This is a genomic window from Bradyrhizobium sp. RDM12, assembly GCF_051917485.1.
Classification (GTDB): Bacteria; Pseudomonadota; Alphaproteobacteria; order Rhizobiales; family Xanthobacteraceae; genus Bradyrhizobium.
In genome coordinates this window covers 7,641,018-7,659,478 of sequence record NZ_CM133064.1, presented here as the reverse complement: position 1 = coordinate 7,659,478, position 18,461 = coordinate 7,641,018, and the positions used below count along the sequence as shown (strand labels likewise).

Annotated in this window: 7 protein-coding genes and 3 pseudogenes; 5 read left to right on the top strand and 5 right to left on the bottom strand. The window is 65.4% G+C overall.

The annotated features are described in order from the left end of the window. Window positions 1–2 precede the first annotated feature (2 nt). The 3 genes and pseudogenes from ACTGJ9_RS37255 (at window position 3) to ACTGJ9_RS37245 (ending at window position 4,118) form a co-directional block, all read left to right on the top strand. Window positions 3–2,078, top strand: coding sequence for a PQQ-dependent sugar dehydrogenase (locus ACTGJ9_RS37255; protein WP_456675080.1), 2,076 nt, complete (start codon window positions 3–5; stop codon window positions 2,076–2,078). Next, window positions 2,035–2,976: an SMP-30/gluconolactonase/LRE family protein gene (locus tag ACTGJ9_RS37250; protein ID WP_456675079.1), complete on the top strand. Its 942-nt coding sequence runs from the start codon at window positions 2,035–2,037 to the stop codon at window positions 2,974–2,976. The genes ACTGJ9_RS37255 and ACTGJ9_RS37250 overlap by 44 nt, the downstream gene beginning before the upstream one ends. A 118-nt stretch (window positions 2,977–3,094) precedes the next feature. Then, window positions 3,095–4,118, top strand: a pseudogene (locus ACTGJ9_RS37245) (histone deacetylase family protein). A gap of 60 nt (window positions 4,119–4,178) precedes the next feature. Here the strand turns inward: ACTGJ9_RS37245 and ACTGJ9_RS37240 are convergent. The 4 genes and pseudogenes from ACTGJ9_RS37240 to ACTGJ9_RS37225 all read right to left on the bottom strand — a co-directional run bounded on the left by ACTGJ9_RS37240 (window position 4,179) and on the right by ACTGJ9_RS37225 (window position 12,853). Further along, a pseudogene (locus ACTGJ9_RS37240) lies at window positions 4,179–5,158 on the bottom strand (LLM class flavin-dependent oxidoreductase). Further along, on the bottom strand, window positions 5,155–5,886 hold the full coding sequence (locus ACTGJ9_RS37235) for a 4'-phosphopantetheinyl transferase family protein (protein ID WP_456675078.1): 732 nt from the start codon (window positions 5,884–5,886) through the stop codon (window positions 5,155–5,157). The pseudogene ACTGJ9_RS37240 and the gene ACTGJ9_RS37235 overlap by 4 nt, the downstream one beginning before the upstream one ends. A 225-nt stretch (window positions 5,887–6,111) precedes the next feature. After that, window positions 6,112–6,276, bottom strand: coding sequence for a hypothetical protein (locus ACTGJ9_RS37230; RefSeq protein WP_187435087.1), 165 nt, complete (start codon window positions 6,274–6,276; stop codon window positions 6,112–6,114). 145 nt (window positions 6,277–6,421) lie between these two features. Next, window positions 6,422–12,853 (bottom strand): annotated as a pseudogene (locus ACTGJ9_RS37225) (amino acid adenylation domain-containing protein). Between the two features lie 135 nt (window positions 12,854–12,988). On the opposite strand from ACTGJ9_RS37225, the gene ACTGJ9_RS37220 reads away from it, so the two are divergent. Then, window positions 12,989–16,450, top strand: coding sequence for an ATP-binding protein (locus tag ACTGJ9_RS37220; protein ID WP_456675077.1), 3,462 nt, complete (start codon window positions 12,989–12,991; stop codon window positions 16,448–16,450). Continuing rightward, entirely contained in the window at window positions 16,447–17,241 is a 795-nt protein-coding gene (locus ACTGJ9_RS37215; protein WP_456675076.1) for a protein-L-isoaspartate O-methyltransferase family protein, read from the top strand. The genes ACTGJ9_RS37220 and ACTGJ9_RS37215 overlap by 4 nt, the downstream gene beginning before the upstream one ends. Window positions 17,242–17,312: 71 nt before the next feature. Here ACTGJ9_RS37215 and ACTGJ9_RS37210 read toward each other — a convergent pair whose 3' ends face one another. Further along, the gene (locus tag ACTGJ9_RS37210) at window positions 17,313–18,380 is read right to left on the bottom strand and encodes an endo-1,4-beta-xylanase (RefSeq protein WP_456675075.1); all 1,068 of its coding nucleotides are present in this window, start codon (window positions 18,378–18,380) and stop codon (window positions 17,313–17,315) included. Window positions 18,381–18,461: the final 81 nt, after the last annotated feature.

Genomic DNA, 18,461 nt, shown 5'->3' with positions numbered 1-18,461 from the left:
CTGTGAATCAGTTCACATTCCAGGATGTGCGTCGAAGCTTGTGCGCAGGTGTCGCCGCCGTCGCCGCGATCCTGCTCGGGGTTGCGTCGCCGGCCTCGTCGGAGGCGGTGAGGAAAAGCGGCTACGCGGTGGGAACGGAGACCTGCGGCAGCGGCGATCTCGCCTTTCCCAAGCTCCAGATCGACATGAAGGCGGGATTTTGCGCCGGGCTCGTTGCCAGCGAAGAGGACCATCTGAGATTTCCGCGATCGATCGTCCAGGTGCCCGGCCGGGACCTGTTCGTGATCGCCGACATGGGCGGCTGGGGCCATACCGATGGGCGGCTGCTGCTGCTCGATCCTCACGCCGCCGAGGGCCAGCGGTTCAAGGAACTCCTGACCGGGGTCGAATATCCGTTCGGCCTCGTGATCGGTCCGGACAAGAAACTCTATGCCTCGACCGCCGAGACCATCTTCCGCTTCGATCCGCTCGCGGATGATCCGCGCGGCACGGTCGAGCCCATCATTCGTCACATGCCGGGCCGCCGCATCACGGTGCCTGACGGCACGAAGCTCGACGAGAGCGCGCACCCGCTCAAGCAGTTCGTGTTCGATCGCAACGGGCGTCTGTTCGTCAATGTCGGCGCCCACAGCGATGACTGCATTACACGGGCGCCGATGACGAGACCTTGCGCGGCGGCAGAAGGCCCCTCCGCCATGGCTGCGATCTGGCTGTTCACGCCGCCGTCGGGTGGCGTCTTCCCGGCCTTGAAGCCGAACGATCCCGATCCCGCCCACACGATTTACGCGCGGGGCCTGCGCAACTCGATGGCGCTGGCGCTGCACCCGAACTTTCCCGATGCCGGCTACGCCTTCCTGCAAGGCGAGAACGGCCGCGATCTGCCCGATATCTTCAAGCCGAACGAGGAAATCAACGCGATCGAGCAGGGCAGGCATTATGGCTGGCCCTATTGTTACGACCTGTCGACGCCGAGTCCCGAGTTCAAGCTCGTGCTGCAATCCGGCGCCTATAAATCCCTTTGCACGAGCAACGCGCTTTACAAGCAGCCATTCTCGCTGCTGCCGCCCCACGGCGCGCCGCTCGCGATGCTGTATTATCACGGCGCCAAATTTCCCGAGCTCGAAGGCAAGCTGCTGGTCGGCCTGCACGGGTATCGCCCGACCGGCAGCCGTGTGCTGATCTACGACGTCGACGACCACGGTTTCCCAAAACCCGCGCCGGCACCGGTGCGCTACCACGTGAGTTGTGCGGCCGATCCGACCCACAATTTTGAGACCGACGCCGGAGATGTCGCTGCGGCGCCGTTCGAGGAACTGATCGCCGGCTGGCATCGCGTCAATGGTGCGCGACCGCAAGGCGCACCGGTCGGCATGACGGTTGCCGAGGACGGTGCGATCTGGCTGGTCGAGGACAAGAACCAGACAATCATCCGCATCGATCGCGCCGCCGGCGATCCACCGCCGCCGCTGCCCTGCGACACGCGCAGTCAGGCGCTGATCGACCAGCTTGCGGCCTTCGTCGCCAGGGATGCGCACAACAAGATCCGGCTCACCACGCTGCGTAAAAACCTCGTCGAGAAGCACTGCGTCGGCTGTCACTCCGATTTCGGCCTGAAGGCGGGGCAGTCGGATGCCGACAAGGACGCGGCCGTGCTCCGTTTCATGCTGTCGCAGGATGGCTGGATCTATCCGGGCGATCCGGACTCGGGCAAGTTGCGCACGCGGTTGCGCGGCATTGGTGCGGAGAAGCTGATGCCGCCGGGCGGCGAGAGCCTGCAGAAGACCGGGCCCGGCTATCCGCCTCTGCTCACGACTGCGGATCTGCTCGTTGCGAAAATGGTTCCGGGAACGCGGATGCGCGTCAAGCTCGGCCTGCCGCAGCGCAAATTTTATGGCAAGGCGAACAAGGAATGCGGCGAAATACCGGCTGCCAAGGTCGTTGTCGTGACACAAAGGAACGCTGTAGACAAACCGGGCTTCAGCCGGTTCTTCCGTCCGGCCGATCCCTATCTGAATGGCGAGTGCAGCGACGACGATGGCTATTTCATTCGGCAGGAATTTCTGGTGCCTGTCCAGTAGCATCCTGCTCGTCGCGGCCACGCCACTCGTCGCCGCCGAGACGAAGCTGTTCGAAAGCGTGCAGGTGACGCCGGCCAGCGAATATACGTTCGGCATCGAAGGGCCCGCCGCCGATCGCGACGGCAATCTTTTCGTCGTCAATTTCGGCAAGCCCGGCACCATCGGCCGATTGCCCGCAGGTGGGACGGCGTCGGAGGCCTTCACGGCGCTTCCCGAGGGCAGCGTCGGCAATGCCATCCGCTTCGATCGCACCGGCACGATGTTCATCGCCGACTACAAGAAGCACAACATTTTTGCGATCCCGAAGGGCGCAACCGAGCCCGGCGTCTGGTTTCACTCCGACGAGATGAACCAGCCCAACGACATCACGATCGCCCGCGATGGCACGATCTACGCGAGCGATCCGAACTGGAAGGGCCGCGAAGGCCACGTCTGGCGCATTGCGAAAGCCGCCGACGGATCGGTGCAGGGCCAGATCATGACCGCGCCGCGCGCGATGGGCACCACCAACGGCATCGATCTCAGCCCCGACGGCAGCACGCTTTATGTCGGAGAGTCCAACAATGGCCAGGTCTGGTCCTACGTCATCCGCGGCAACGAGCTCGCCGACGCAAAGCTCGTCAAGGCGTTCCAGCCGGACACCATCGACGGCCTGCGCACCGATGTCACCGGCCGCCTCTATGTCGCACGCATCCTCAAGGGAACGATCTCGCTGATGAAGCCCAATGGCGCTGTCGAGCGAGAGGTCGCATTGAAGGGCAAGGAGCCGACCAACCTCGCTTTCGGCGGCAGCCACGGCAAGACCGTCTTCGTCACCCAGCGCCAGGGCGGCTTCATCGAATCCTTCCGCACGGATCAGCAGGGGCGCGAGCACTGTCTCCAGCGCGGGCGCTGCTAGACGCTTTAGAGGCGGTCTGCCTCCGGCGCAGAGAGACCGGCACTCTTCTTGCTTGCATCTGACCGCCGCGGAGATCAGACATCTGTGGCACCGTCAAAAAGCGACCACGGAGTATCGCGTGAAAGCCGTCCATACCGAACTGCACCGCAGCCACGATCCGCAATTCTTCCTGGTTCGCGGTGTCGTCAAGCGCACCACCGAGCAGCCCGAGCGGGCCGACCGCCTGCTCAAGGGCTTGAAGGATGGGAAGCATCAACTGGTCGAGCCGACGACATTCGGCCAGGGCCGCGCGCGCGCATTCACAGCCCCGAATATCTTTCGTTCCTGAGTGAAGCCTGGGACGCCTGGAAAGCACTCGGCGATTCCGGTCCGGAGATGATCGGCAACATCCACCCCGTGCGCCATGCCGCAACCTATCCTGCGCATATCGTCGGCAAGCTCGGCTGGCACACCGCCGACACCGCCGCGCCGATCGGCCCCGGCACCTGGGCCGCGGCCTGCGCGGCGACCGATGTTGCGGTCACGGCGGCGCAGATGGTGATGGACGGCGAGGACGCGACCTATGCGCTGTGCAGACCGCCCGGTCATCACGCCTATCGCGACATGGCCGGCGGCTTCTGCTTCCTCAACAACAGCGCGATTGCCGCGGCCCATCTGCGGCTCAAGCATGAGCGCGTCGTCATCCTCGACGTCGACGTCCACCACGGCAACGGCACGCAAGGCATCTTCTACGCGCGGCCGGACGTCTACACGGTTTCGATCCACGCCGATCCGATCGCGTATTATCCCTATGTGTGGGCTATGCGCATGAGCGCGGCGAAGGTCCAGGCCTCGGCACCAACCTCAACATTCCCCTGGCGATCGGCACCGGCGATGACGGCTATGTCCAGGCGATGGATGTCGCGCGCAAGGCGATCGAATCCTTCGCGCCCGGCGCGCTCGTGATCGCGCTCGGCCTCGACGCCTCCGAGCACGATCCGCTGAAGGGTCTCGCCGTCACCACGCCCGGCTTCCGCCGCATCGGCCAGGCCATCGCGAAGATGGGCCTGCCGACAGTCTTCGTGCAGGAGGGTGGCTATCTCTCGGATATTCTGGGTGCGAACCTGACCTCGGTGCTGGCAGGATCTGAAGAGGCGCGGTGATCAGCCGTCATTCTCCGTCATTGCGAGCGACCGGACGACGGGGGTCCGCGTCATCGGTGGCTAAAACAACCCGCTCGTCCGCAGCGCCTTGCAAACGTGCCGCATCTCGTCCTCGTCCGCGACCATGTCGAGCATGACCGTGGTCAGGCCCTTCGCGGCAAACTCTTCAGCTTTGCGCCGATCTCGGCGTAGCTGCCGACGAGATAGGGGCAGTCGGCCTGGAAGGTCAGGAACGGCAAGAGCCAGTAGCCATTGTCGTGGAGCTCGCTGGTCTGGCCTCCATAGAGATTACGTTTCCAGACCGAGTCGGTATTCTCCATTGTCAGCGCCAGAAGCTCGCGATCGTCCGAACTGTCGCGGAAGCGTCTCTGCGCAGCGGCCCGTGCCTCGTCTCGGCTTTCGCGCGCGAATATCCCGAAGTTCATGCCGGGGGCCTTGAGACCGCGATCGAGATCGGGCGGCAACATCTGCATCTTGATGCAGCCGCTCTCCCCGGCGATGCGCTGCGCCGCCTCCGACTGGCCCGCAATCAGGAACTCGGGCATCAGCTCGGTGGGCAGGCGCGGCCGGAGCTGGAGATTGGCTGCAGTGTAGAGCCGCCCCTTGAAGCTGACCGGCCGCGGGCTCGAAAGCAATTGGCGTACGATCGCGACGAACTCACCGAGCCGGACGTAGCGGTCGGCGTGGGACTGCTTGTCGCCCAGTCCCTCCAAGTCGCTGATTGCGGTCCCCGTGATCATGTTGAGATAGACCTTGCGGCCGTAGAGCTGCGCAAAGGACGACACGAACTTCGCCGCCGTGAACGGGTGCATGTAGACCGGATTGACGGCGATCAGCGGCGAGCTTCGCGTTGTCGTCGCCAGGATGTGCTGGGCCATCGCCCAGGGCTCGACGAAGACGTCGTTGCCCTCGAACAGCAGAATGCCTTCGAAGCCGTTGCGGTCGGCGAACTCGGCGACCCGCATCAGCTCGCCGACATATTTTTGCGGATCGCGGTTGCGCGAGATCGCGGGAAAGACGCGCAGCCGCGCCGGACTCATTCCGCCGCTTCCTGCAGGGGCCAGGCGTTGCAGCTGATGCGGAGGCCGCCGGTCGCGCGGGAGCCGTCGGCGATCGCCAGGCGATGTGAGGGCGAAGGCGAGCACAGCGAGAATCGCCACCCCAACGGATCGTCGGAGATATCGGGCTTGAAGCTGATCTCGATCGCCTCCCGCGACACCTGCATCGCGAATGCGTCGAGCGGCAAATTGAGCCCAAAACCCCTGGCTTTCAGATAGGCTTCCTTCAGCGTCCAATAGTCGAAGAAGCGCTCGGTCGCGGCCGGCTCCGGCAGTTCGCGCAGCGCCTCGATCTCTTCCGGCGCAAAGAAGCGAAGCGCGGTGGAGAGTGGCGCGACGCGCCGCGACACGGTCTCGACGTCGACGCCGACGGTCTCGTGCTTCGACACGACGCAAGCCACGCAGCCGTCGGCGTGGGACAGGCTGAAATGCAGTGCCGTCGAACTCGCGGGCGCCGCAACAAAGGGCCTCCCGTAGCGGCCGGTCGAAAACGACCAGTCGGTCGGTTCGATTTCGGGGGCCGCGTGCGAGAGCGCCAGGCGCAACATCGCGTGTGCGAAGATATATTGCCGCTGATGCCGCTCGAACATGAAACGGTCGGCGCGTATCCGTTCGTCGACGGAGAGCAGCCGCCGGCACGCTTCGACCGTGCCCGGCGTGTCGATGCTTTCGATCAGTCCGACAAACAGTTCAATCTCGTCGTCTGGCATCAATTGGGCCCATAGCGTCAGGCGGAGGCCAAATCCGCCCTGACCGAGAATCAACCGAGCAGGAAGCAACCGAGCAGGCCGCTTGTAGCGGTCCGCCCGGGCAAATTCTTGTCGGCCGTTGGCCGGTTTACAGGCGCAAGCTTGTGCGAGACCCCAACTCGACAGGCGAGCGGCCTAAATTCGGAAATGAATTGAAGATTCCTGCGGCGTCCCGGCCGACAAGTCTTACTTTTTCTTCTTGGCCTTTTTGCCGCCCAGCATCGAAAGGCTGGTGTCGACGTCCTTGAGAGCGGACTGGAGCTTCTTCTTCTCGTCGGAGAGAAGCTTTTGCAGCGCCTTGCGGTCCTTGTCGCTCAGCGAGGTACCCTTGGTAAATTTGATGAAACCCATAATGACACTCCCCCGGTTGAAAATAATCGTCCAAATCAAAAACGCAGGAATAATCTTGCGCGGCAACCGCCAAAGAATCAAGATGCAACTTGATCATTCACAGCTCTGGCGAGTGAACCCGCGTTCGGCGCGCGCTAACAGCCGGTCATGCCGCCCGACGGGCGAGCAGCCGGTCGAGCGGGGCATTCGGCTGCGTGACAGCGGCGCTGAGCAGCGCGACGAGATCCTCCATCCACGCGCCGATCATAGCGCCGTCGAGCAGCTCGCCCTTGTAATTGCAGGAACCTGTGATCCCGGTGGGGCGCTCCTTGAGCATCAGCGAGAGCCAGGTCTGGTCGACCGGCAGCACCGGCTGGCCCTCGCGCGCGACGTTTCCGATTGATCGCACCGCGACATCGGGCAGCTCAAGCGGCTGGCGCAGCGGATTTTGCAGCGTGAAATAGACTTGGAGCAGCGAAGCCGGATCGATGCCCTCCTGCTCCAGATGATCGGCCAGAATGTTGAACGGCAGCTCCTGCCGGGCATGCGCCTCGAGCACGCTTTGGCGCACGCGGCCCAAGGCCTGCGTGAACGACAGATCCGGCGTGATCTGGCTGCGGACGATCACCGTGTTCTCGAACGGACCCACGATCTTCTCGGTGTCGGGCTGAGCGCGATTGGCCATGGCGGTGGCGACCGTGATGTCCGTGCGTCCGGTCTGCGCCAGCAGCAGGGCCTTGAGGCCAGTGAGCAGGCACATGAACAGCGTGGCGTTGTGCCGTCGCGCATAGGCCGTGAGCAGGGCGACCAGGTCGCGCTCCAGGCTGAGCGGATGATGGTCGGTCGACGCGCCCGGGCGCGCTTCGCCGTCGAATAGGGCGGCTGAACCGCGCAAAGTCTCGGTCCAGTCGGCGGCCTGGCGGCGGGCCGCTTCGGTGCCGCACCACCAGCGCTGCCAGCGTGCGACGTCGGAGAACGCGAGCGGCATCTTCGGCAAGGGCGCCGACGGATGGCCTGCCAGCGCGGCGTAGCGGTTGGACAATTCCTCGAACAGCACGCCGATCGACCAGCCATCGGCGATGGCATGATGCAGCGTCAGCAGCAGGATGTGATCCTCGGCGTGCAGCCGCAGCAGCCGCGCCCGCAGCAGCGGCGCCCGGGCGGCGTCGACCGGGGTATAGGTCTCCTGCGCGATCAGGAGCTCAATTTTCCTGAGCTCGAGCGCCTTGCGGCGCCTGTTGTTGTGAGGCCGTCCGTCGCCGATGGTCTCGACGGTCAGGACCGGACCGAGCGCGGCGGGCGCGATGATGCGGCTGACCGGCTCCTTGCCGTTCCAGCCGAACGCCGTGCGGAGCGATTCGTGGCGGCGCGCGATGTCGTCGAGCGCCTGCGCCAGCCTGCGCGGATCAATTGGGCCTTCGAGGTGGAAAGCGAACGGCAGGTTGAACAGCGGCAGATCGGGCAGATTCTGCTCGATCTGCATCATCTGGTCCTGCGCGATCGACAGCGCGGGCGGTCCGCTGTCGGCGAGGCGCGACGCGCCGGCCGCGGCCTTTTGCGGCTTCGTGGCTACGGCCTCGTCGACCCGCCCGGCGAGCTCCTCGATCGTCGGCGCCTCGAAGATGGTCTTGATCGGCAGCGAGACCCCGAGCGCTCGGCCACGCGCGCCATCACCTGGCCCGCGAGCAGCGAATGGCCGCCGAGGTCGAAGAAATTGTCGGTGACGCCGAGGCTCTCGATCTTCAACAGATCGATCCAGATATCGGACAGCACTTTTTCGGTGAAGCGGCGGGCCGGCACGGCGGCTTCCGTCCCGGCGGTCTCCGGTTGCGCGGGCGCCGGCAGGGCGGAGCGATCCAGCTTGCCATGGGCATTGAGCGGAACCTGATCCAGGAACAGGAAGGCTGACGGGATCGCATGAACAGGCAGCCGGCTCTTGAGGAAATCGCGCAGCTCGCTGGCGCTGATCCGGCTGCCCGATGTGGCTATGATATGGGCGATCAGCCTGACATCGCCATTGGCGTCGCGGCGCGGCTCGACGATGCCGGCGCGGACGCTTGCGTGGTCGCCAAGCGCAGCCTCGATCTCCTTGAGCTCGATGCGATAGCCGCGGACCTTGACCTGAAGGTCGGCGCGGCCGAGGCATTCGATCGTCCCATCGGCGCGGCGGCGGGCGAGGTCGCCGGTGCGGTACAGCCGGCTGCCTTGCCGGCGCGCGAACGGATCGGAGATGAAGCGCTGCCCGCTCTGGGCGGGATCGTTGATATAGCCGCGGCCGACGCCGGGGCCGCCGATGCAGAGCTCGCCGACCACGCCGATCGGTTGCGGCTCCAGACCAGGATCGAGCACGTAGAGCTGGGTGTTGGGTAGCGGCGCGCCGACCGGGACATTGGTCGTCGCCGTGTCCGGCGCTCCGGTCAGCCGGTGCAGGGAGACGTCATCAGAACATTCCGAGGCGCCATAGGCGTTGATCAGCGGCACCTTCGGGCAGCGGGCGAACCAGGCGCGGCAGAGCTCGATCGGCAGCGGCTCGCCGGTCGAGATCAGGAGCCGCAGCTTGGCAAAGGCGCGCAGCATCGGCGCCTCGTCCATCCGTTCGAGGATCACGCGGAGCAGCGAGGGGACGATCTCGAGCACCGTGACGCCCTCGCGTTCGATCTCCCGTGCCAGCAGCATCGGATCCTGCACGACCGAATTGCCGCAGACATGGACGCGCGCCGACCATGGGAGCGGCGAGGAACTGCCAGACCGAGATTACAAAGCTCTGCGGTGCGGTTTGCGCGATCACGTCCTTGCTCGTGAGGCCGAGTTCGGCGATGAGCGACGCCAGATGGTTCGAGAGCCCGCGCTGCTCGATCATGACGCCCTTCGGCGCACCGGAAGAGCCGGACGTATAGATGAGATAGGCAAGGCTCGCCTGCGCGCCGCACCGCGCGGGTCGGCTTGGCCGATTCCAGCGTGATGGCGTCGTCAAGCTCGGCGACCTGGATGCGCGCGACCAATGGCTCGAGCAGCGCGTCGACCATCGCGGACTGCGCGCGCCCCGTCAGCAGCACGCTTGCGCCGCTCGATCCGAGGATGGTTGCGAGCCTCGCCGCTGGCTGCTCGGGATCGAGGTTCAGGAAGGCCGCGCCCGCGCGTTGCACCGCGATCATCGCAGCGAGCAGGTCGGGCCCGCGATCGGCAAGCAGCGCCACTACGGTCTCGGCGCCGACGCCCTCGCAGGCAAGCCAGCGCGCGATCGCCTCGCTGCGGCGCGCCAGTTCGCGATAGCTCAGGGACAGAACTCCGTCGGATATCGCCACCGCGTTCGGCGTCTTCTTTGCCTGCCGCTCGAAGCATCCCCAGAAATTGCCGCGCGCCGTGAAATTGGCAGTCCGGCCTTTCGCCGGCAGCAGCCGGCGTTCGGCGTCGGTGAGCAGCGGCAGACGCGAGATGCGCTGCTCGGGATTGGCGATGACTGCCCTGAGCAGGGTCTTGAACTGATCCGCCATGCCCTCGATCGTACCAGCGTCGAACAGATCGGTGGCGTATTCGAAGAAGCCGGTGAAGCGGCCCTCGGCCTCGACCAGCTCCAGCGTGATGTCGAACCGCGCGACTTTCGGGTCGATCTCCAGCCGCCGCGTCGACAGGCCGGGGAAGCGCGCCGCCTCGATCGATGCGTTCTGGAGAATGAACATGATCCGGAACAGCGGATTGCCGTCGCTCCTTCGCGCGATCTGCAACGCGCGGAGGACTTCCTCGATCGGAAGGTCCTGGTTGCGATAGGCATCGAGCGTGACCTGGCGCACCCGCCGCAGCATCTCGCCGAAGGTCGGGTCGCCGCCGAAATCGTTGCGCAGGATCAACGTGTTGGCAAACAGCCCGATCAGCCGTTCGCTCTCGATCTGGTTGCGGTTCGCGATCAGCGAGCCCGTCGCGACATCCTCGTGTCCGGTATGACGGAACAGCAGGCACTGGAATACCGCGAGGAGCGCCATGAACGGCGTCACGCCCTGGTCCTGGCTCAGCGCGCGAATGTCGGCCGAAAGGGCTTTTGAGAATTCGAGATAATGACGGGCGCCGTGGCCGCTCCAGACTCCAGGCCTCGGCCGGTCGGTCCGCAACGGCAGCGTGGTGACGCCGTCGAGCTGCGTTCGCCAATAATCGAGCTGCTCCTTCGCCACCGGTGTCTGCGCCCAGCTCTGCTGCCAGCGCGCAAAGTCGCGATATTGGAAGCCGGGCGAGGGCAGCATCGTCGTGCCCCCTTGCGCGCGGCGGAGTATCCGGCGGCGAGCGCCTCCCAGAACAGCCGCTGTGACCAGCCATCGGTGACGAGGTGATGGACATTGGCCACCAGGGCATGGCTGGACTTGTCGAACGAAAGCAGCGTGACCTTCAGCGGCGGCTCGCGACCGAGATCAAACGGATATTGCGCCAGCTTGAGCGCCTCGCGCCTGACGACCGCAGCCCGGCGGTGCGAAGGGCAGGGTCTTAGCTTGATCCGCTCGAGCCGGGGCGCTGCTTCGAGCACGCGCTGCACGGGCTCGCCCTCGCGCTCGACGAAGACCGAGCGCAGCGCCTCGTGGCGCGCGCAGATCGTCCCGAGGCTCGCCTGTAGTGCGGCGATGTCGACCTGCCCCTCGAGTAGCGCGACCTCGACCACGTTATAATTGTAGCGTGTCGGATCGAGCCGCGAGAGCACATACATCCGCTGCTGCTGGAACGACAGCGGCGCGTCTCCTTCGGAGGCCGCCGGGCGCCAAGCCGGCAGCGTCGCATCGCGATGCGTCGTGGTCTCGAGCCGGGCGGCAAGAGCGCCGACTGTAGCGCAATCAAAAATGTCTTCGAACGAGAAGTCGACGTTGAAGCGCTCGCGCAGGCGCGAGCGCATCTGCGTGACCGCGAGCGAGTCCGCGCCGAGCGCAAAGACGTCCTGATCCACGCCGACTCTCGGAAGCTCCAGAAGATTGGCCCAGATCTCCGCGAGCTGGGTCTCCAGCGCGTTGCGCGGCAGCTGCATCTCGTCGTCATCATGAGCCGCCGAAATCAGGCCGGCCAGCGCGTTGCGCTTGACCTTGCCGCTGGCACCTTTCGGCAGCGCGGCCACGCTGCGGATCAGGCTTGGCACTTTGTAGGCGGCGAGGCGTTTGCGCGCGAACTGGCGCAGCTGGTCGGAGGTCGCCTCGGAATTTTCCCGCAGCACCACGACGGCGGCGACGTTTTCGCCGAGTTTTGGGTGGGGAACGGCAAAGACACCGGCTTCCAGCACCGCCGGATGGGCCAGCAGCACCTCCTCCACCTCAAGCGGCGAGACCTTCTGGCCGCCGCGGTTGATGACGTCCTTGATGCGGCCGACAATGAAGAGATAACCGTCCGCATCGAGATAGCCGAGATCGCCGGTCCGGAACCAGCCGTCGCGAAATGCGGCCTGCGTCGCCGCCTCGTCATTATAATAGCCGCGGCTCATATTCGCTCCGCGCAGCATGATCTCGCCACGCTCGCCGCTTGCAAGCGCGCGGCCAGTCTCGTCCATGATGGCAATCTCGGGACCTGCGGCGCGGCCGACCGATCCGATCTTGCGCAGCTCGAACGGGTTGGCGGCAATCTGCGAGGCCGCTTCGGTCATGCCGTAGGTTTCCAGCACGGGCACGCCGAACATCGTCTCCAGCCCGTTGAGGATTGCGGGCGCAAGCGAGGACGAGGCCGAGCGGATCACGCGCAGCGATGACGCGCGGGCGCGCTGCGGGTTGGCTTCCGCGGCCGTCAGCAGGGCGCGATGAATGGTCGGCACCGCCGTATACCAGGTCGGTTGCAGATCGCGCATCCAGCCAAAGAAGGACGGTGCGTCGAAACCGCCGGTCGCGATCACGCTGGAGCCCGCGGCCAGTGCGGTGAGCAGACCGGAGATCAGGCCATGGGCGTGAAACAGCGGCAGGACATTCAGCAGGCGATCGTGCGATGTGAGCGACAGCACGCGGCCGGCATTCTGTGCGGAGAGACACACATTGCGATGCGTCAGCGGTACCATTTTAGGCCGCGCCGCCGTGCCTGACGTCAACAGGATGAATGCATCGTCCTCGGCGCAACCAGCGCCGTTCGTACAGGCGGGACCAATCGTCGGTCCGATGAACGAACAGCCGCCGAGATCCGTCTCGGATCCCGGAACGAAGTCGATCACCGCGATATCAAGCGCCCTGGCGACGTCACGACTGGGTGAGTTCATATCGGCCCGGGTGACCAGCGCCGTCAGCTTCAATTCGCTGAAGTAACGCTGCAGTTCATCCGCCGTCAGGTCCGGATTGACCGGGACGCAGGCACAGCCTGTTGCGACCGCGATGAGAGCCAGCGCGCTGTCGGCCCCGCGCGGCAGCGCAACGGCAATCCGGTCGTCAGGCGCAATGCCGAGCCCGCGCAACGTTTGGACCAGATGCGCAGTCCTCGCGGCGAGCGGGCCATAATTCAGCGGCGGCCGGCCAGGGGAGAGCAGGGCGGGTGCTGCCGGCGTCGCTTGTGCGTGGAAGGCGAGAAGGTCGCCGATATGGGCAAATGTCTTGGTTTCGGCGCCCGGCCCTGCCGACCTCATTCCAGCCCCGAATGCAATCTCCGACAACACCATTCCTTTTTGATCTGATTGGGCTATTCTTCCCAAGAGTTAGGGAGCGCGTCCAGTCCGAGGTGAAGTTTTGGCCCCAAAATCTGTGGTTGAGGGACCTTAAGCGTTTCGGCGGGGGGAGTGTCGGGCGGGATCACCATGCTGGAGAAAGAGCCGGGGACGGAAGTCGGGTTGAAGCGCTGGCTCGAAGGCGTCGGTCTCGGCCACTACACCGATCTGTTCGCGCAACATCGCCTCGATCTCGACGTCATGGGAGACCTGACCGAGGCTGATCTTGCCGAACTCGGATTGCCGCTCGGCGATCGCAAGCGGTTGAAGCGGGCGACCGCGTCGCTGTTCCAGGCCGAGACGGCGGAGGCGCTGGTCGCGCCGGCACACCCGCCGACCCGGACCGAGGTCGGCGCCGAGCGGCGTCAGCTCACCACCATGTTCTGCGACATGGTGGATTCCACCGCGCTCTCCGCCCAGTTCGATCCGGAAGACGTGCGCGACATGATCGCGAGCTTTCGCGAGACCTGCGTGCGCGTGGTCAAGCATTATGAGGGCTTTGCCGCCCGCTTCGTCGGCGACGGCATTCTGGTTTATTTCGGCTATCCGACCGCGCATGAAGACGACGCCGAACGCTCGGTGCGCGCCGGGCTCGAGATCGTGCGGGTGCTGTCGACGGCGCGCGCGATCGAGCCGCGCGGCGCGCTCAGCCACGCGCCGGCCGTCCGCATCGGGATCGCGACCGGCCTCGTCGTGGTCGGCGATCTCGTCGGCCAGGGCACCGAAGAGCGCGATTCCGCGGTCGGCGAAACCGTCAATCTGGCCGCACGCCTGCAGGCGCTGGCGCCGCCCAACGGCGTGGTGATCTCCTCCTCGACGCAGTCGTTGCTGAAGGGGAAGTTCGATTACCGCGATCTCGGCACCCACGCGCTGAAGGGCATCTCGGAGAAGACCCAGGCCTGGCATGTCATGCGTGCCACACGGGTCGAGACCCGCTTTGCTGCCGCCATGGGCACGCGCCTGACCCCGCTCGTCAACCGCGAGGAGGAAATCGCGCTGCTGATGGGGCGCTGGAAGCAGGTCAAGGAAGGCGATGGCCAGGTCGTCGTCAAGTTCGGCGAGCCCGGCATCGGCAAGTCGCGCATCATCCAGGAGATTTTTAACCGGATCGCAGGCGACCGCCACGGACAGGTCTCGTTCCAGTGCTCGCCCTATTATACCTCCACCGCCTTCTATCCGTTCGTCGAGCAGCTCAAGTTTTCCCTCGGCCTCGATCGCGAGGATGTATCCGCGTTGTCGCTGGCGAGCCTGGAGAATGCGATTGCCGCCGGGCAAGGCGATATCGAGCAGGTCTCGCCGCTGTTTGCCGCGCTGCTGTCGATCCCGACCGGCGAGCGCTATCCGCCGCTCGACTTGTCGCCGCAGCAGCAGAAGGACGCCACCGTCGCGGCCCTGGTCAATCACTTCCTCGGCCTCGCGCGCGAGATGCCGCTGGTGATGGCCTTTGAGGATCTGCACTGGATCGATCCGACCTCCCGCGAGGTGGTCGACCTCCTGGTCGATCGGGTGCAGAACCGGCCGATCCTCACCATCATCACCGCGCGCTCCGAATTCCAGCCGAGCTGGAACGCGCATTCGCACATTACCACCCTCGTGCTGAACCGGCTCAGTCGGCCGTTGCGCGCGACGCTGGTCGAGCGTGTCGCCGGGCGCGAGCTGCCCAAGGAGGTCATCGAGGAGATCATCGTCAAGACCGACGGCGTGCCGCTGTTCCTGGAGGAGCTGACCAAGACGGTTCTCGAGTCCGACCTCCTGACCGAGCGGCATGGCCGCTACGTGCTGTCGGGCTCGTGGCGGCAACTCGCGATCCCGGCGACGCTGACGGACTCGCTGATGGCGCGTCTCGATCGGATGGGACCGTTCAAGCGGATCGCGCAGATCGGCGCCACCATCGGCCGCGAGTTCTCCTACGAGACCCTGCATGCGGTCGCCAACACGCCGGCGGAGCAGATCGAGGCGGCGCTGACGCATCTGGAGGAGGCGGGCCTGATCATGCGGCGCGGCCATCCGCCGGACGCGCTCTACTCCTTCAAGCACGTGATGATCCAGAACGCGGCGCATGCCAGCCTGCTGCACAGCGAGCGGCGCAAGCTGCATGCCAGCATCGCTCAGGTGCTCGCCGAGATGTATCCGGAGAAGACCGAGCGCGAGCCGGAGCTGCTCGCCCGCCATCTCACCGAGTCCGGCCAGAGCGAGGGCGCGGCGAGCTTCTGGCTCAAGGCCGGCAAGCAGGCGGCCAAGAGCGGCGCCAATCTCGAGGCGATCGGCCATCTGCGCCGGGGCTTGAGCGTCGTGCAGGCCAATGCCCGCATGCAGGGCGCCGACGAGATGGAGCTCGAGCTGCGGATCGCGCTCGGCAACGCGCTGATCGCCGCCAAGGGCTACGCTGTGCAGGAGGTCGAGGAGAACTACATTCGCGCCCTCGAGCTCGGCCATCAGCTCGATGACGACGAAAACGCCTTTGCCGCCACCCGCGGGCTCTGGGTCTGCCATTTCATCCGCGCCGATCTCACCCGGGCGCATGATCTCAGCGTCGAGCTGTTGAAATTCGCCAAGCGCGAGCGGCTCAACGAGCAGGCGCAGCCGGCGCAACAGACCGGCTATCTGATCGAGGCGCACCGCTCGATCGCGATGACCATGCTCTATCGCGGGCGCTTCGCCGCCGCGCAGCATCATCTGCACCGCTGCATCGATCTCTACAGCCCCGATTTGCACTCCGACCTGATGGAGCGGCACGGCACCGATCCCGGCGTCGTCTCGCTGTCCTATCTCGGCTATCTCCTGTGGTTCCTCGGCCAGCCCGACGCGGCGCGGCAGCACAGCGAGCAGGCGATCCTGCTTGCGGAGAAGATCCGCCATCCTTTCTCGCTCGCCTTTGCATTGGTGTTCGGCGCCTATCTCTGCCAGCATCTGCGGGATATCGAGGGCACGCGCGACCACGCCAATCGCGCTATGATCATCGCCACCGAGCACAATTTCCTGCACTGGAAGCAGCAGGCCACGATCCTGCGCGGCTGGGCGCTGGCGCAGCTCGGCGAGGCCGACGAGGGCATCAGCCAGATGCGATTCGGCCTCGACGAATACGAGGCGATGGATTCCTGGCTCGCTGGCTGCTGGTTCCGCTGCCTGCTCGCGGAGGCCTATGCCAAGGTCGGCATGCGCGACGCCGCCTTGCGCGCGCTGGACGGTGCGCTCGCGACTGCAAGACGGACCGGCGATCACTCCTATCTGGCCGAAGTCTATCGCCTGCAAGGCGAGATCACCCTGTCGGACGGCAACGCGACTTCGGCGCAGGAAGCAGAGGATTTGTTCGAACTTTCGCTGGAGATCGCGCGCAAGCAGGGCGCGTTGTCCTGGGAGCTCAGAACCGCCGTCAGCCTCGCACGGCTGTCGCACGACGCCGGAAAACGCGAACACGCCAGCCTTTTGCTCGTGCCGATCGTCGGCAAGTTCAACGAGGGATTTTTGACACCGGACCTGAAGCTGGCCATGCAGCTCGTGCACGAGATCGGTGGCGACACGCCGGCTCGTCAGGGCGATCCCATGAAATGAGCGATCTGCCCGCCGCGCGTGCGCGCTACGTCCGGCTGATTGCGAGGCGGGAACGCCTCTCCTCGCCGCGCCTGCTTGCAGCCATGGCGACGGTGCCGCGCGAAAATTTTCTCGCGAAGGGACCCTGGCGTATCAAGGGCGAAGCGGGACGCAACTACCGTCTGACGCCTGACGCGGACCCGGTCCACCTCTACGACAATGTGCTGGTTGCGATCGACGCACGCCGCAAGCTCGACACCGGACTGCCGAGCCTGTGGGCTCACTTCATCGATTTGCTGGGCGTCGGGGAGAGGGACCGCGTGGTCCAGATCGGTTGCGGGCTCGGCTATTTCTCGGCGATCCTCTCAGAGATCGTTGGCCCCAAGGGCAGAGTGCATGCAATCGAGTGCGACGAGCGGCTCGCGGTACGTGCCGCGGCCTGTCTTCGCGCCTATCGGAATGTCGAGGTTGTCAACGGCGACGGCTGCCTGGATGTCAGCGAGCCGGCTGACGTGATCATCGTGCACGCCGGCTTCTCGCATCCGCATCCGCTCTGGCTTCAGTCACTCCGCCCGCGCGGCCGTCTGCTGGTGCCGCTGACGCAGCGGGACCGCGAAGGTGCCGCCCTCAAGATCACGCGCAGGGGCAAGGGATTCCAGGCCGAGGCGGTGCAGCAGATCCAGATCTTCCCCGGCCAGGGCCGCGGGGTCACGGCGCTCGACGATCGCGTCGCCGACTGGTGGCAGCGGGCATCGTCGCTGGCGCCGCTGCGCTTTCGCGGCATCGCGCAGGGACTGCCGCTGGACGGCTGACGATTCGTTTCATTGTACTTGCGAAACGAAGTTTCCAAGCCTCCCGTCGCTCGCATGAGTGTGGCTCGACTTCACGCGTCCTTCGTGAACTTGCTGATCACGTCCATGAACGGCTTCGGCTTGAACTCGGCGTCGAGCGGCAGCGGGCGGCTCGGCTGCTTGTCCTTGCGGGCGAAGGTGGCGTTGATCCAGCTGTAGCGGTCGGAGATGCCCCAGGTCAGGATCGAGCGCGCCGGCCCGCTGGTCGCAATTGCCGTCAAGAGATCGTCGACACGCTTGGCGACGATGACATCGCGCTCCGAAGCGCTTCCCGTGAGCTTCTGATCGTCGACGTCGAGCTCGGTGACGTAGACCTCCAGCCCCCATGAGCGCAGCTCGGTGACGAACTCGGCGAGCCCGTGGGTGTCGATATCGAGCTCGGCATGCAGATGCGATTGCAGCCCGACGGCGTGCAGCGGCACGCCCTGGTCGAGCAGATTCATGATCAGATTGCGGTAGGCGGCGCGCTTGGCGATGAACGAATCCTTCGCCGACTCGATATCGTATTCGTTGATCGCGAGCTTGACGTAGGGATCGGCTGCGGCCGCGGTGCGGAAGGCGAGCGGAATCCAGCGGTCGCCGAGATGTTGCGTCCAGAACGTGTCGCGCCGGTCGGTGACGGCTTTGGGATTGTCGGGGATGGGCTCGTTGACGACGTCCCACGCGGTCAGCTTGTCCTTGTAATAGGACACGACTGTCGAGACGTGATCGACATAGGCGCGCTCGACGCCTTTCGAATCCTTGATCTGCTTGGTCCAGTCCGGAATGTCGTGATACCAGGCGAGCGTGTGGCCGCGCATGGTCAGGTCGTTCTTCTGGGCGAAATCATAGATGGCATCGGCGCGCTCGAAGGCGAACGTGTGCGGGTCCGGCCGCAGCATCGGCCATTTCAGTTCAAGCACCGGCACCACCTGCGTACAATAGGTGCTGATGGCCTCGCCGAGCCGCGGATCTGCCTGCAGGTCCCAGAGCGTGGCGGCTGCGCCATAGCCCGGACGGCGCTGCGCGAGTTTCGACACCGGAAGGGCCGACGCCGATGCGCCCGCTGCGATCGTTGCGGCGCTGCCGAGGAGAAATTCGCGTCTGTCGAGCTTCATCATGTGGCGGCCGCCCCTTCGGAACCAACGCGCCAATGTACCAACCGGCGCCTCGCGATGCGGCGGTTTCCTGTTGTTGGGTTA

Bases quoted from the DNA above. Each gene is read 5' to 3' on its own strand.
- ACTGJ9_RS37250 (WP_456675079.1), top strand. From the start codon at position 2,035: ATGGCTATTTCATTCGGCAGGAATTTCTGGTGCCTGTCCAGTAGCATC.
- ACTGJ9_RS37235 (WP_456675078.1), bottom strand. From the start codon at position 5,886: ATGCCAGACGACGAGATTGAACTGTTTGTCGGACTGATCGAAAGCATC.
- ACTGJ9_RS37230 (WP_187435087.1), bottom strand. From the start codon at position 6,276: ATGGGTTTCATCAAATTTACCAAGGGTACCTCGCTGAGCGACAAGGAC.
- ACTGJ9_RS37220 (WP_456675077.1), top strand. From the start codon at position 12,989: ATGCTGGAGAAAGAGCCGGGGACGGAAGTCGGGTTGAAGCGCTGGCTC.
- ACTGJ9_RS37215 (WP_456675076.1), top strand. From the start codon at position 16,447: ATGAGCGATCTGCCCGCCGCGCGTGCGCGCTACGTCCGGCTGATTGCG.
- ACTGJ9_RS37210 (WP_456675075.1), bottom strand. From the start codon at position 18,380: ATGATGAAGCTCGACAGACGCGAATTTCTCCTCGGCAGCGCCGCAACG.